Origin of the sequence: Pseudomonas sp. MYb185, assembly GCF_002979975.1 — a bacterium.
GTDB lineage: Bacteria > Pseudomonadota > Gammaproteobacteria > Pseudomonadales > Pseudomonadaceae > Halopseudomonas.
Genome location: NZ_PCQD01000005.1, coordinates 209,835 through 223,494 on the forward strand (window position 1 = coordinate 209,835; position 13,660 = coordinate 223,494).

General features: G+C 60.3%; 10 protein-coding genes and 3 tRNA genes. 11 read left to right on the top strand and 2 right to left on the bottom strand.

The window, feature by feature from the left end:
* The first annotated feature begins 204 nt into the window (after positions 1–204).
* Positions 205–993 (top strand): SDR family oxidoreductase, encoded by a 789-nt coding sequence (locus CQ007_RS09775; protein WP_105645629.1) that lies wholly within the window; start codon positions 205–207, stop codon positions 991–993.
* A 49-nt stretch (positions 994–1,042) separates the two neighbouring features.
* Here CQ007_RS09775 and folD read toward each other — a convergent pair whose 3' ends face one another.
* A complete protein-coding gene (folD, locus tag CQ007_RS09780) occupies positions 1,043–1,897 on the bottom strand; it encodes a bifunctional methylenetetrahydrofolate dehydrogenase/methenyltetrahydrofolate cyclohydrolase FolD (RefSeq protein ID WP_105645631.1) in 855 nt (284 codons plus the stop codon).
* Between the two features lie 239 nt (positions 1,898–2,136).
* Here folD and CQ007_RS09785 point away from each other — a divergent pair.
* From CQ007_RS09785 to CQ007_RS09800, 4 genes are all read left to right on the top strand, one after another.
* A tRNA-Arg gene (locus CQ007_RS09785) sits at positions 2,137–2,213 on the top strand.
* Positions 2,214–2,264: 51 nt separating this feature from the next.
* Positions 2,265–2,340, top strand: a tRNA-His gene (locus CQ007_RS09790).
* A 54-nt stretch (positions 2,341–2,394) separates the two neighbouring features.
* Positions 2,395–2,479: transfer RNA gene (locus tag CQ007_RS09795), tRNA-Leu, on the top strand.
* A gap of 116 nt (positions 2,480–2,595) precedes the next feature.
* A complete protein-coding gene (locus CQ007_RS09800; RefSeq protein WP_105645822.1) occupies positions 2,596–3,033 on the top strand; it encodes a YqaA family protein in 438 nt (145 codons plus the stop codon).
* Positions 3,034–3,045: 12 nt separating this feature from the next.
* Here CQ007_RS09800 and CQ007_RS09805 read toward each other — a convergent pair whose 3' ends face one another.
* Positions 3,046–4,416, bottom strand: a complete 1,371-nt coding sequence (locus CQ007_RS09805; protein ID WP_371919817.1) for an iron-containing redox enzyme family protein — start codon at positions 4,414–4,416, stop codon at positions 3,046–3,048.
* Between the two features lie 330 nt (positions 4,417–4,746).
* Here CQ007_RS09805 and tig point away from each other — a divergent pair, with 330 nt between their 5' ends.
* The 6 genes from tig (at position 4,747) to CQ007_RS09840 (ending at position 13,478) form a co-directional block, all read left to right on the top strand.
* Positions 4,747–6,087 (top strand): trigger factor, encoded by a 1,341-nt coding sequence (gene tig, locus CQ007_RS09815; protein WP_105645635.1) that lies wholly within the window; start codon positions 4,747–4,749, stop codon positions 6,085–6,087.
* A gap of 122 nt (positions 6,088–6,209) precedes the next feature.
* On the top strand, positions 6,210–6,851 hold the full coding sequence (gene clpP / locus CQ007_RS09820) for an ATP-dependent Clp endopeptidase proteolytic subunit ClpP (RefSeq protein WP_105645637.1): 642 nt from the start codon (positions 6,210–6,212) through the stop codon (positions 6,849–6,851).
* Positions 6,852–7,014: 163 nt separating this feature from the next.
* Entirely contained in the window at positions 7,015–8,298 is a 1,284-nt protein-coding gene (gene clpX, locus CQ007_RS09825) for an ATP-dependent Clp protease ATP-binding subunit ClpX (RefSeq protein WP_105645639.1), read from the top strand.
* Positions 8,299–8,483: 185 nt separating this feature from the next.
* Positions 8,484–10,883 carry an endopeptidase La gene (gene lon, locus CQ007_RS09830; RefSeq protein ID WP_105645640.1) on the top strand — a complete coding sequence of 800 codons (2,400 nt, stop codon included), beginning with the start codon at positions 8,484–8,486 and terminating at the stop codon, positions 10,881–10,883.
* A gap of 211 nt (positions 10,884–11,094) precedes the next feature.
* Positions 11,095–11,367: a nucleoid-associated protein HU-beta gene (gene hupB / locus CQ007_RS09835; RefSeq protein WP_105645642.1), complete on the top strand. Its 273-nt coding sequence runs from the start codon at positions 11,095–11,097 to the stop codon at positions 11,365–11,367.
* 224 nt (positions 11,368–11,591) lie between these two features.
* Entirely contained in the window at positions 11,592–13,478 is a 1,887-nt protein-coding gene (locus tag CQ007_RS09840; protein WP_105645645.1) for a SurA N-terminal domain-containing protein, read from the top strand.
* The last annotated feature ends 182 nt before the right edge of the window (positions 13,479–13,660 follow it).

Genomic DNA, 13,660 nt, shown 5'->3' on the forward strand with positions numbered 1-13,660 from the left:
GGGCAACCCAAGGGCCCCGGCAGGTTGACCTGTCGGGGCCTTTTTCATGGGAGGCCGTTATTCCGGTATTCTTTCCAGGTTAGCCAGGCCTGCTCTGCAGGCACTCTGGCGAACGGCAAGAATCGCATTTGAACTGGTGTGGTGAATTACCTAACCTGCAGTTCATCATCTGAAAGCGGTAGTCACACATGAGTGGAGTCAACGATGGATCTGAATCTAGCCGGTAAGCGCGTCCTGGTAGGCGGGGCCAGTCAGGGATTGGGGGCAGCCTGTGCCCGGCAATTGGCCTTGCAGGGTGCGGAAATCATTGCCCTGGCGCGCAGCGAGGACAAGCTCGTGGAACTGGTCGCCCAGTTACCGAGCGCCGAAGGGCAGAAACATGGGTATATCTGTGTCGACTCCACCGACCTCCCGGCACTGACGGTTTCAGTGCAGACGGAGATCGAGCAGGGCGGGGCCATCTGTGTATGGTTGAACAATACCGGCGGCCCGGCGCCGGGACCGGCCCATCTGGCGACGCCGGAAAGCTATGCGGCGGCATTCCAGCAGCACCTGCTGAGCAGCCAGACGATCCTGCAGCTGCTGCTGCCGGGCATGCGTGAGTTCGCTTACGGGCGCATCATCAACGTGCTGTCGACCTCGGTGAAAACGCCGATTCCCAATCTGGGTGTGTCCAACAGCATCCGCGCAGCCATGGCCAACTGGGCCAAGACCCTGTCCAGCGAGCTGGCAGCCAGTGGCATCACGGTGAACAATGTGCTGCCGGGACTGACCCGCACCGCGCGTCTGGAAAGCCTGTTGGCCTATCGCGCAAAGGCCAGCGGCAAGACCGGGCAGGAAGCCGAACAGGAGTTGTTGCAGAGCATTCCCGCCCGGCGTTTCGCCGAGCCGGAAGAGTTCGCCAATGCGGTGGGCTTTCTGGCATCGCCGGCGGCGGCCTTCATCAATGGCATCAATCTGCCGATCGATGGTGGCGCTACCGCCAGCTTGTAGCGGGGTAGGAGGGCCCGCAGCCAGCCGAGCGCTGGCTGCGGCGCCTGTATCAGCTGTGCAGCTTCTCGCAGGCGGTCAAGGTGTTTTCCAGCAGGCAGGCGCGGGTCATCGGGCCGACGCCGCCGGGGACCGGCGTGATCCAGGCTGCGCGTTCGGCAGCACTGTCGAAGTCGACGTCACCGCGCAGGCGGCCATCTTCCATGCGATTGATGCCCACATCGATGACGATGGCACCGGGCTTGATCCATTCCCCCTTGACCAGGCCGGGCTTGCCGACCGCAACGACCACCAGATCGGAGCGGCGGACATGTTCCTCCAGGTCATTGGTGAAACGGTGGGCCACGGTGGTGGTGCAGCCGGCCAGCAGCAGTTCCAGCGCCATCGGGCGGCCGACGATGTTGGAGGCACCGACCACGGTGGCATTCAGCCCATAGGGGCTGACGCCAGTGCTCTTCAGCAGGCGGATGATCCCCAGTGGTGTGCATGGGCGCAGCAGCGGCATGCGCTGGGCCAGGCGGCCGATATTGTAGGGATGGAAACCGTCCACGTCCTTGTCCGGGCGAATCCGCTCCAGCAGCAGCGAGGAGTCCAGGTGCGCCGGGAGTGGTAGCTGGACCAGAATGCCGTCGACCGTCGGGTCGTCGTTGAGCTGATCAATCAGATTGAGCAGATCCTCCTGGCGGGTGTCGGCCGGCAGGTCGTGCGAGCTGGAGATGAAGCCGACCTCCTCGCAGTCCTTGCGCTTGTGCGCGACGTAGACCTGGGAGGCGGGGTCGCTACCCACCAGGATGACTGCGAGGCCGGGAATGCGCAGGCCTTGCTGTTTGCGTTGGGCGACCTTGTCGGCGATCTCGCGCCGGAGATTGGCGGCAATCTGTTTGCCATCGATCAGTTGGGCTTTCATGATGTTCCTGGGCGGTGCATAGAATGCTGCAATTGTCGCACGCGGCGGGGCTTGGGCAAAAGGGCACGGGCGGTTGGATTCTTAACTTACTCAAATATTTGAAAAAAATGCGAATTCATCGTTGACGGGAAGATGGGGGCTGAGTATTATTCGCCCCGCTTCACAAACACAACGAAGTCGGTTTGGAAGGCGATCAGGCTCCAGCATTTCAGGCCTTCGGGATTGAATATGTGCGTTAGGCGCCCGTAGCTCAGTTGGATAGAGCACCCGCCTTCTAAGCGGGTGGTCGCAGGTTCGAATCCTGCCGGGCGCGCCACGCGCACATGGTACGATTCGACGAAGATGTGTTAGTGTTGCAGCTGTAATGGTGGGCGTAGCTCAGTCGGTAGAGCACAGGATTGTGGCTCCTGGTGTCGTGGGTTCGATCCCCATCGTCCACCCCATTTCAGCGAAAACGCCAGGCTCCAGCCTGGCGTTTTCGTATCTGAACCCGGTTTGCGGACGTGGTGGAATTGGTAGACACACCAGATTTAGGTTCTGGCGCCGCGAGGTGTGAGAGTTCGAGTCTCTCCGTCCGCACCATTCAAATACTTTCGGTTCCCGCCCTTGTGCGCCCGGCCTCATGAATTGACGGCTGCGGTCAATGCTGCCCTCCGGGTGTGCCATTACACACGAGCGGATAAATGGGCGGGTATGGCATGTGGGAAATATCCGGCTATCTCGGCCTCTTTCTGGCTTCCTTTATTGCTGCTACCTTTCTGCCGCTGCAGTCGGAGGTGGTGCTTGCCGCGCTGCTACTGGCAGGCGATTATCCAACCCCCGCGTTATTCCTGATAGCGACCCTGGGCAATGTGCTCGGCTCGCTGGTGAACTGGGTGCTGGGGCGCTATATCGTCCGCTGGCAGCATGAGAGCTGGTTTCCGGTGTCGGAGCATAAGCTGGGCAAGGCGCAGGCGGCCTATCAGCGATATGGTTTCTGGTCGCTGCTGCTGAGTTGGGCGCCGCTGATCGGTGATCCGCTGACCCTGGCGGCGGGCGTGATGCGCGAGCCGCTATGGCGTTTTCTGCTGCTGGTCACCCTGGCCAAGGCCGGGCGCTACGCTGTGGTGATCGTGCTTACCCTGAACTGGCTCTGAGTCCCTGCAGGATCACTGCGCCTGGCGGGAAAACAGCCGGGTTGCCATCAGGCCTGCCGGAGTGTGGTGGCTGGTCGGGGCCATCAGGTCGATCAGTCGCTGGGTTCTGGCCGGCTCGGGCAATGCTTGCAGTTCTTGCTGCAGCAGCCGCTGCCCCGAATTGAAGTCTCCCTTTGGGGTGGTGCCTTTGCCGGTATTTCCTGGACTGGCAAATCGTCTTGCCGGCTTGGTTTTAGCTGATCCCTGCCACTCGCCGGCTATCCAGTCGTACAGCAGCTGTTGCTCGTAGGGGCTGAATACGCCGAACATCGGTGCCCGGTTGCCCTGGATCAGTTGCCAGAAACGACTGGCCTCGGGGTCTGCATGGCGGCGAATCCAGTCACGTTTTTCCAGGGCGGCAAGAAAACCGCCGATCCGGCCTGTCTCGCTCAGCCATTCATTGACCGTGCGACCTTCTATGCGGCAGAAATCCGCATGCATGTTGCGTGCAATCCTGGCTTTCTGCTCCAGTACCCGGTGCAGTTCCTGCTCCAGATTGAATCCGGTGATGACTGCGGTCGCGGACAGCCCCAGTTCATTCAGCTGATAGCCGCGCCTGACCCGGTCGTAGAATGCCTGGCGGTTGCCCGTGGTCGGCAGGTTGTCCAGCACCGCTTGGGCGGCCTTCTTTGCATGGCCGGTAGCGGCATTGTCGATGGTGACATGCAACTGGAAATAATAGGGATCGATATCCAGTTCGCCGAGCTCGTAGGTAGTGATCAGCAGGTGCAGGGGCAGTTGCTCATAGCCCAGGTTGTAACCAATCAGCTCCGGCAGGAACTCCGCCGCCAGATGGCCCAGCGCAAGTTGCTGGGCGCCCTGGACAAAATGGTCGGCGGGGAGGGTGTCGATATCATCGATATCGTGGCTGGCGAGCAGCTGTTTGTAGAGCAGGACATGATTCTGCGTCGCCTCGCCATCGCCGAGCTCCTCAAGGTAAGTGCGTACCAGGGTATGGAAGCGCCAGTCCTGCCAGTGGGGGAGGACGCCATACAGCCAGGCACCATCCACCAGTTTGGTGGGGGCGACATTGCGTAGGAAATACAGGGCGTGGGCACGATTGCTGAAGAAGCGTCGTGGCTGGCCCTGCTTGCGGGCTGTCAGATAATCCCGGTAAGCCTGTGCGGTGCGCGCATGGCTGGCGGTGACCCATTCGCCCAACTGCAGCGGGTCGGCGGGTAGATCGCAGGGGCAGGCTGTCGTCAGTCGCAATTGCTCGCGCAGAAACTGGCGGCCGCTGGTAAGGTGCTGTTGCGGCGCATGCAGCAGATCCTGGTAGAGCGCGACGAGATCCTGCGGGCTGCGAGTTGTATGGTGCTGGATGGGCGTGCTCAGCATGGTCATATTTCTCTGTCCTGGTCGGGGGTGGGCCGCATGCATGAATGTCATGGACAAATGCTGCATGCTGCCTTACCTCGGCATGATTGCGTCGCTGGTAGGTATTTCGAGCCGGGGCCGGCAGAAAGATTCAATCAATAGGCTGGTTGGTGCCGGAACGGAGTGGCGGGCTGAGGCTCTGCGGCGGCGTATGCAGGGCACTGGCGGCGGATGTGGGGGCGCTGTCGGAAAATCTGTGCAGCTAAGGCGTGACGGGATGATGACTTCCGGCGCGTGAGCGACTAGAATGTGCGCCTTTTATTTATTCACTCATTGTCTGTTCAACGAGGACTCTACATGCAAGTTTCGGTTGAAACCATCTCCGGTCTTGAGCGCCGCATGACTGTCGGCATTCCTGCCGAGCGCATCGAAAATGAAGTCAACAAGCGCCTGCAGCAGACAGCTAGCCGTGCACGTGTTGATGGTTTCCGTCCGGGCAAGGTGCCGATGAGCGTGATCCGCAAGCGCTTTGGTGCATCTGCACGTCAGGAAGTCATTGGCGAAGTCATCCAGTCCTCTTTCTATGAAGCGGTGGTTCAGGAGAAGCTGAACCCGGCCGGTGCACCGAGCGTCGAGCCCAAGTCGATCGACGAAGGTACGGATTTCGAATATATCGCCACTTTCGAGGTGTATCCGGAAGTGACACTGGCCGACTTTTCCGAGATCGCAGTAGAGCGCATCGACGCTGAAGTCACCGATGCCGATCTGGAAAACATGCTGGAAATCCTGCGCAAGCAGCACACCAGCTACGAGGCAGTGGAGCGGGCCGCTGAGGATGGCGATCAGCTGACCATCGATTTCACCGGTCGCATCGACGGCGAAGCCTTCCAGGGCGGCACTGCCAGCAACAGCAAGCTGGTGCTGGGTTCCGGCCGTATGATCCCCGGCTTTGAAGATGGTCTGGTCGGTGCCAAGGCTGGTGAAACCCGCACTGTCAGCGTTACCTTCCCCGAGGACTACCAGAACCTGGATCTGGCCGGCAAGGCCGCCGAGTTCGAAATCATCGTGCACGAGGTGGCTGCTTCCCAGTTGCCCGAGCTCAACGATGAATTCTTTGCCCGCTTCGGGGTGGAAGAGGGTGGCATCGAAGGTTTCCGTACCGAAGTACGCAAGAACATGGAGCGTGAGCTGCGCCAGGCGATCAAGTCCAAGACCAAGAACCAGGTCATGGATGGTCTGCTGAAAACCAACGAGGTCGAAGTACCGAAAGCGCTGATCAGCAGCGAGATCGACCGTCTGCGGGCCCAGGCCGTACAGCAGTTCGGCGGCGCCAACATCGACCCGAGCCAACTGCCGGCGGAACTGTTCGAAGAGCAGGCCAAGCGTCGCGTCAGCCTGGGCCTGATCGTGGCCGAGATCGTCAAGAAGAACGAGATCAAGCCGGACAACGACCGGGTTCGCGCGATGATCGAAGATCTGGCTTCGGCCTACCAGGAGCCCGAGCAGGTGGTGAACTGGTACATGCAGAACGAGCAGCAGCTTGCCGAGATTCAGTCGGTTGTACTGGAAGAGCAAGTCGTGGATACTGTGCTACAGCAGGCCAAGGTGACCGACAAGCAGGTCGCCTACGAAGAGGCGGTCAAGCCGGCTCAACCCGAACAGGCTGACGACGAAGCGCAGAGCAGCACAGACGAATAATCGTCGCCGATGTTACGCAGTGCATTGAGCCAGCCTTCGGGCTGGCTCATGTGTTTATGCAAGCCCCGATCACACTGTCCAGGGGTTTTACGCGATAGGCAAACGTGGAGTGACACCAGAGCATGATTCATAACAGCTATACCGGGTTACCGCCGGAAATCCAGGCCGCAGGCGGTCTTGTGCCCATGGTTGTCGAACAGTCGGCACGGGGCGAGCGTTCCTATGATATCTATTCGCGTCTGCTCAAGGAGCGGGTGATTTTCCTGGTCGGTCAGGTAGAGGATTACATGGCCAACCTGGTGGTGGCCCAGCTGCTGTTCCTGGAGTCGGAAAACCCGGACAAGGACATCCACCTGTATATCAACTCGCCTGGCGGCTCGGTAACCGCCGGCATGGCGATCTACGACACCATGCAGTTCATCAAGCCCAACGTCAGCACCCTGTGCATCGGCCAGGCCTGCAGCATGGGTGCGTTCCTGTTGGCCGGCGGCGCTGAGGGCAAGCGGTTCGCTTTGCCGCATTCGCGGGTGATGATCCACCAGCCGCTCGGTGGCTTCCAGGGGCAGGCGTCGGACATCGAGATCCATGCCCGTGAGATTCTCTATATCCGCGAGCGTCTGAACAAGGTGCTGGCACATCACACTGGCCAGCCGCTGGATGTGATCGCCCGAGACACCGATCGTGACCGTTTCATGAGCGCTGCCGAGGCGGTCGAATACGGTCTGATCGACCAGATGCTGGAGAGCCGTCCAGCGGCCGAATAACGGCCTGACGCACCGATTTAACGACCCGGGCAGTATGCCCGGGCCCTTCATGTTCCTTCAGCCAGACCGGTATTGTCGGTACGGGTTGGATGGATTGCACTTGCAAACAGGCTTGGCAGCCCTCATCTTTATCCAAAGAGTGATCTGCAAGCAGGGGTTTTAGATGACAGATATGACTGGGAAGGGTGACGACAACGGCAAACTGCTGTATTGCTCCTTCTGCGGCAAGAGCCAGCATGAAGTGCGCAAGCTGATTGCCGGCCCCTCCGTATTTATTTGTGACGAATGTGTCGACCTGTGTAACGACATCATTCGGGAAGAGGTGCAGGAAAGCCAGAGCGACAGCGGCGAACAGAAGTTGCCGTCGCCCATGGAGATCTGCGGCATCCTCGACCAGTACGTGATTGGCCAGCAACAGGCCAAGAAAGTGCTGTCCGTGGCTGTGTACAACCACTACAAGCGGCTCAACCAGCGCGAAGGCAAGGATGAGGTCGAGCTGGGCAAGAGCAACATCCTGGTCATCGGTCCGACCGGTTCGGGCAAGACCCTGCTGGCTGAAACCCTGGCGCGCTTGCTGAACGTACCGTTCACCATCGCTGATGCGACCACCCTGACCGAAGCCGGGTATGTCGGTGAGGATGTCGAGAACATCATCCAGAAGCTGCTGCAGAAGTGCGACTACGATGTGGAAAAGGCCCAGATGGGTATCGTCTACATCGACGAGATCGACAAGATCTCGCGCAAATCCGACAACCCGTCGATCACCCGCGATGTATCGGGTGAGGGTGTGCAGCAAGCACTGCTGAAGCTGATCGAGGGCACCGTAGCCTCGGTTCCGCCGCAGGGTGGGCGCAAGCATCCGCAGCAGGAGTTCCTGCAGGTCGATACGCGCAATATCCTGTTCATCTGTGGTGGCGCCTTCGCCGGGCTGGAGAAGGTCATCCGCGATCGGTCGGAGAAGAGCGGCATCGGCTTCAATGCCAGCGTGCGCAGCAAGGACGGCGGCAAGAAGGTCGGTGAGACGCTGATGGAGGTCGAGCCGGAAGATCTGGTGCGCTTTGGCCTGATCCCCGAGTTTGTCGGCCGCCTGCCGGTGATCGCAACTCTCGCCGAGCTGGATGAGGATGCGCTGATCCAGATCCTCACCGAGCCGAAGAACTCGCTGACCAAGCAGTATGGGCGTCTGTTCGAGATGGAAGGCGTGGAGCTGGAGTTCCGCACCGATGCGCTGAAGGCGATCGCCCAGCGGGCGCTCAAGCGCAAGACCGGTGCCCGTGGTCTGCGCTCCATCCTCGAGAACGTACTGCTGGACACCATGTACGAAATCCCCTCGGCCGAGCATGTCAGCAAGGTCGTGATCGACGAGAACGTCATCAGTGGCAGTGCCAAGCCGCTGTTGATGTACGAGTCCGCCGAGCAGCCGCCCAAGGCGATGCCCGAAGAGTAAGCTGTTCCCGCGCCGCCGCTTCTGGTGGCGCGGTTCCCTCCGCTAGTTCAAAAATCGGCATACGGCAACATTCGCTGCCACATGCATCTTGTAATTTGCTCCGTGCGCCCTCATCTTGAACCCATGAATACTTTCAATTCCGGGTGCGGCCAGCGGCTGTGCCCCACTGCGAGCGAGCCCAAGCCATGACGACTCCCAGCGCTTTTCCGCTACTGCCACTGCGTGACGTGGTGGTGTACCCACACATGGTCATCCCCTTGTTCGTTGGCCGCAACAAATCCATCGAGGCCCTGGAGGCCGCCATGGTCGGTGACAAGCAGGTGCTGCTGCTGACCCAGCGTAATCCGGCGGACGATGACCCGGCGCCCGAGGCGCTGTACGAGCTGGGTACGGTGGCGACCATCCTGCAGCTGTTGAAGCTGCCCGACGGCACGGTCAAGGTGCTGGTCGAGGGCGAGCAGCGGGCCCGTGTCGAGCACATCGAGGAGCTGCATGGCTACCAGCAGGCCAGCGCGTCGTTGATTGACGAGGCGTCCCTGGACGAGCGGGAGGCCGAGGTCCTGGTACGCAGCCTGATGAGCCAGTTCGAGCAGTTCGTCAATCTGGGCAAGAAGATTCCCGCCGAGGCGGTCAGTTCGCTGGCCGGTATCGACGATCCGCGGCGCCTGGTCGATACCATGGCCGCGCACCTGAATCTCAAGGTCGAACAGAAACAGGCGATCCTGGAGATCACTTCTCTGCGCGAGCGGGTCGAGCATGTGCTGGGTGTGCTGGATACCGAAATCGATCTGCTGCAGGTGGAAAAGCGCATCCGTGGGCGCGTCAAGAAACAGATGGAGCGCAGCCAGCGCGAGTACTATCTGAACGAGCAGATGAAGGCCATCCAGAAGGAAATGGGCGGGCTCGACGAGGGCAGCAGCGAGTTGGACGACCTGCAGCGCAGGATCGAGGCGTCCGGCATGAGCAAGGAGGCGCGGGACAAGGCCAACACCGAGCTGAACAAGCTGAAGATGATGTCGCCGATGTCCGCCGAGGCCACCGTGGTGCGCTCCTACATCGAGTGGTTGTGCAACGTGCCCTGGACCAAGTCCAGCCGTGTCCGGCATGACCTCAAGCATGCGGAAAAGGTGCTGGAGACCGACCACTACGGCCTGGAAGAGGTCAAGGAACGTATCCTTGAGTACCTGGCCGTGCAGAAACGCGTGCGCAAGCTCAAGGGGCCGGTGCTCTGTCTGGTCGGGCCCCCCGGTGTGGGCAAGACCTCGCTGGGCGAGTCCCTGGCGCGGGCGACCAACCGCAAGTTCGTGCGCATGGCCCTGGGTGGGGTGCGGGATGAAGCGGAAATCCGTGGTCACCGCCGTACCTATATCGGCTCGATGCCGGGCAAGCTGATTCAGAAGATGAGCAAGGTGGGGGTGAAGAACCCGCTGTTTCTGCTCGACGAGATCGACAAGATGGGCCAGGACATGCGCGGCGACCCGTCTTCGGCGCTGCTCGAGGTGCTGGACCCGGAACAGAACCATGCCTTCAGTGATCACTATCTGGAAGTGGATTACGACCTGTCGGATGTGATGTTCATCTGTACCTCCAACTCGATGAATATCCCGGCACCGTTGCTCGACCGCATGGAGGTCATTCGGATCCCCGGTTACACCGAGGACGAGAAGATCAATATCGCCCAGCGCTACCTGGTGCCCAAGCAGATCAGGAACAACGGCCTGAAGCAGGACGAACTGACCTTCAGCACGGAGTCGTTGCGTGACCTGATCCGCTACTACACCCGTGAAGCCGGTGTGCGAGGCCTGGAGCGCCAGATCGCCAAGGTCTGCCGCAAGGTGGTACGCGAGCATGCCGAGCGGGCCAGCAGCGGCCCGGTGCTGGTGGACGCGGCGCTGCTGGAGCAGCATCTGGGGGTGCACAAGTTCAAGTACGGGCTGGCCGAGGAGGCCGATCAGATCGGTCAGGTCACCGGCCTGGCCTGGACCCAGGTCGGTGGTGAGCTGCTGAGTATCGAGGCGGCGGTGATGCCGGGCAAGGGCCGGCAGATCAAGACCGGCTCGCTGGGCGATGTGATGCAGGAGTCGATCAGTGCGGCGCTGACCGTGGTGCGCAGCCGTGCTGCCAGTCTGGGCATCAAGAGCGATTTCCATGAGCAGCACGACATCCATATCCACGTGCCCGAAGGCGCCACGCCGAAGGATGGCCCCAGCGCCGGTATCGGCATGTGCACGGCTCTGGTCTCGGCGCTGAGCAGGATTCCGGTGCGGGCGGATGTGGCCATGACCGGCGAGATCACCCTGCGGGGCCAGGTGCTGCCGATCGGTGGCCTGAAGGAGAAGTTGTTGGCGGCACACCGCGGCGGTATTCGCACGGTAGTGATTCCACACGATAATCTGAAGGATCTGAAGGAGATTCCCGACAATATCAAGCAGGATATCGAGATCATCCCGGCGAAATGGATTGACGAGGTGCTGCAGATTGCGCTGCAATACATGCCGAAGCCCCTGAAGGAAGAGGGCGATGAAATTGTTGCCAAGGAAGAGCCTCATAATGCTGATGCAAAAGGGCGCATCAGTACTCATTGATGTTAAGCTAGCCGGTATTGGGTCAGGGCGGCCAACCTTGACCCAGCGGCCATGCCGCCGTTACCGCAAGCATTCCTTGACACGGTTTTTGACCGCTTGATATAAAGCGTGCTTCGACCCAAGCAGGTATGCTGACTGGCTACAGCGTTGCTAGAACCACAAGCTTACATAACGACTAATCAACTCATTGAAATGTATAAGGGGACTTAGAGTGAACAAGTCTGAACTGATCGATGCCATCGCTGCATCTGCCGATATTCCGAAAGCTGCTGCCGGTCGTGCTCTGGACGCCGTCATCGAGTCCGTCACTGGTGCTCTGAAAGCAGGTGATTCGGTTGTGCTGGTAGGTTTTGGCACCTTTGCTGTCAAGGAGCGCGCTGCTCGCACTGGTCGCAACCCGCAAACTGGCGAGCCGATTGAAATCAGCGCTGCCAAGATTCCTGGCTTCAAAGCTGGTAAGGCACTGAAGGACGCCGTCAACTGATAGCGTCCCGCAACTGACAGGACATGTCAGCACCGCACCACGTGCGACATGCGTTTGGACTCCTGGTCAGCAGGAAAGACACAGAGGTTCAGTCAGTTCCCGAAAGGCGCATCATTCCGGTGCGCCTTTTTTGTTTGTACAGGATTAGGATTGGCGGGTAGACCTTTCTGGTTTGCCAGCCTCGTCGCCTGCACCAAGGGCGACTGACCAGAAGATTTGGGGGCATGATGCTGCAAAATATGAGGGACAAGGCGCAAAGCTGGGTCGCGAAAGTGATCGTGGGCGTCATTGTGCTGATTTTCGCGTTGACCGGGTGGGAGTCCATCAGTCGTTTCACCAGTAACGATCAGAAAGCGGCGGAGGTTAACGGAACTGTCATCAGTACGGCTGAACTCGAGCAGGCCGTATCTCAGCAGCGTCGTCAGTTGACGCAGCAGTTGCAGCAGATGGGGGAACAGTTCGACCCGGACATGATCGATGACCAACTGCTGCGCGATTCCGTGCTGCAAGGGCTGATCGAGCGTGCGGTTCTGCTGGAAGGCGCCAAGGATGCCAAGCTGCGCATCTCCGAGCAGATGATCGACCAGATGCTGCTCAACACGCCGGACTTCCAGGTCAATGGCCAGTTCGATGCGAACCGCTTCGATGTGGTGATTCGCAACATGGGCATGAGTTCACGCATGGCATTCCGCGAGCTGGTACGCCAGGAGCTCATGCTGGCGCAGCTGCGCAATGCCTATCAGGCCAGCTCGTTCGCCACCCCGGCGGAGCGCCAGATGCTGGCGCGCCTGGAAAGCCAGAGCCGCGACTTCGCCGTGGTCGAATTCGATCTGGTGACCGATGCCGTCCAGGTGAGCGATGAGCAGGTCGAACAGTACTACAACGACAACCAGGCCGACTTCCTCAGCCCCGAGCAGGTGGTGTTGGAAACCCTGACGTTGTCGCGCAGTGATTTCTTCGAAGAAGCCAGCGTCGATGAGACTGCGCTGGCGGCACTCTATCAGCGGGAAGTCGGCAACCTGGCCGAGCAGCGCCGGGCCGCGCATATCCTGTTCGAGGTCGACGGCGACAACGAGGCCGCCACTCTCGAGCAGGCTGAAGCGGTCAAGGCGCGTCTCGATGCGGGTGAGGACTTTGCGACGCTGGCCAAGGAGCTGTCCCAGGATACCGGTACGGTGAACCGTGGTGGCGATCTGGGTTATATCGAACACGACAGTTTCGATCCGGATTTCGAGGCAGCGCTATTCGCCCTGCAGGAGAATGAGGTATCGGCACCGGTACGTACCGGCTACGGCTATCACCTGATCAAGCTGACCGATCTGCGGTCGGCGGATGTGCCCAGTCTGGAGTCCATGCGACCGACCCTGGAGCGCGAGCTGAAGAACGAGCAGGTAGCACGCCGCTTCGTCGAGGTCTCCCAGGAGCTGGCCAACCTGGCCTATGAGGCTGAAGACCTGGCCGAGCCGGCCCGGGTACTGAATGTCGAGATCGAGACCCATGGCCCGCTGGAGCGCAGCGGTGGGGAAGGCATCACCGCCAATCCGAAGGTGATGGCCGCTGCCTTTGCCGAGGACGTGCTGCTGGACCGCCGCAACAGCCCGTTGATCGAGCTGGATGCTGACACCGTGGCAGTGGTACGGGTCAAGGAGCATCTGACCCCCGAGCAGCGTCCGCTGGAGCAGGTGAAGGCGGAAATCGCCGATCTGCTGCAGTTCCGTCAAGCTGCCAGGCAGGCTGACGAGCAGGCGCAGGAGCTGATTACCAAGCTGCAACAGGGTGAACTCCAGGTCGAGGCTCTGGCTGAGCAGCTGGGACATCAATGGCAGACCTATGAGGCCATCAGCCGCTCCGACCAGGACGTGCCCCAGTCATTGTTGCGCAACGTGTTTGCCATGCCCAAGCCTGACGATGCACCGGTTTACGGTCACTTCCGCCAGCCCGACGGCAGCCAGTGGATCGTCGAGCTGCGCGGTGTGTCGACGCCGGACGAGGCGCTGACCGAGGCCGACGCGCCCATGTATGGCAACTACATCGCGGGGCAGACTGGCGAGCAGGACTTCTCAGCGGTACGCCAAGCGCTGCAGGAAAGCGCGGATATCGAGCGTTTCTGATCGACTGAATCAAGCACGTACGCCAGGCCATGGATGGCCGGTCAGAAGAAACCGCGTGTTCCTCAGGACATGCGGTTTTTTTGTGGCTTGCCATCCGTGGCGGCCATCCTTACCGGTTTCTTTATGTTAAGAATAATCGTTTGCAAGTGGCACTTTGATCCTTTACTGTTGCCGCTGCTCCG

What these genes read in the sequence shown, in the direction of transcription:
- CQ007_RS09805 (WP_371919817.1), bottom strand. Translation starts at nt 4,416, where the DNA reads ATGACCATGCTGAGCACGCCCATCCAGCACCATACAACTCGCAGCCCG.
- clpP (WP_105645637.1), top strand. Translation starts at nt 6,210, where the DNA reads ATGATTCATAACAGCTATACCGGGTTACCGCCGGAAATCCAGGCCGCA.
- tig (WP_105645635.1), top strand. Translation starts at nt 4,747, where the DNA reads ATGCAAGTTTCGGTTGAAACCATCTCCGGTCTTGAGCGCCGCATGACT.
- folD (WP_105645631.1), bottom strand. Translation starts at nt 1,897, where the DNA reads ATGAAAGCCCAACTGATCGATGGCAAACAGATTGCCGCCAATCTCCGG.
- lon (WP_105645640.1), top strand. Translation starts at nt 8,484, where the DNA reads ATGACGACTCCCAGCGCTTTTCCGCTACTGCCACTGCGTGACGTGGTG.
- CQ007_RS09775 (WP_105645629.1), top strand. Translation starts at nt 205, where the DNA reads ATGGATCTGAATCTAGCCGGTAAGCGCGTCCTGGTAGGCGGGGCCAGT.
- CQ007_RS09840 (WP_105645645.1), top strand. Translation starts at nt 11,592, where the DNA reads ATGATGCTGCAAAATATGAGGGACAAGGCGCAAAGCTGGGTCGCGAAA.
- clpX (WP_105645639.1), top strand. Translation starts at nt 7,015, where the DNA reads ATGACAGATATGACTGGGAAGGGTGACGACAACGGCAAACTGCTGTAT.
- CQ007_RS09800 (WP_105645822.1), top strand. Translation starts at nt 2,596, where the DNA reads ATGTGGGAAATATCCGGCTATCTCGGCCTCTTTCTGGCTTCCTTTATT.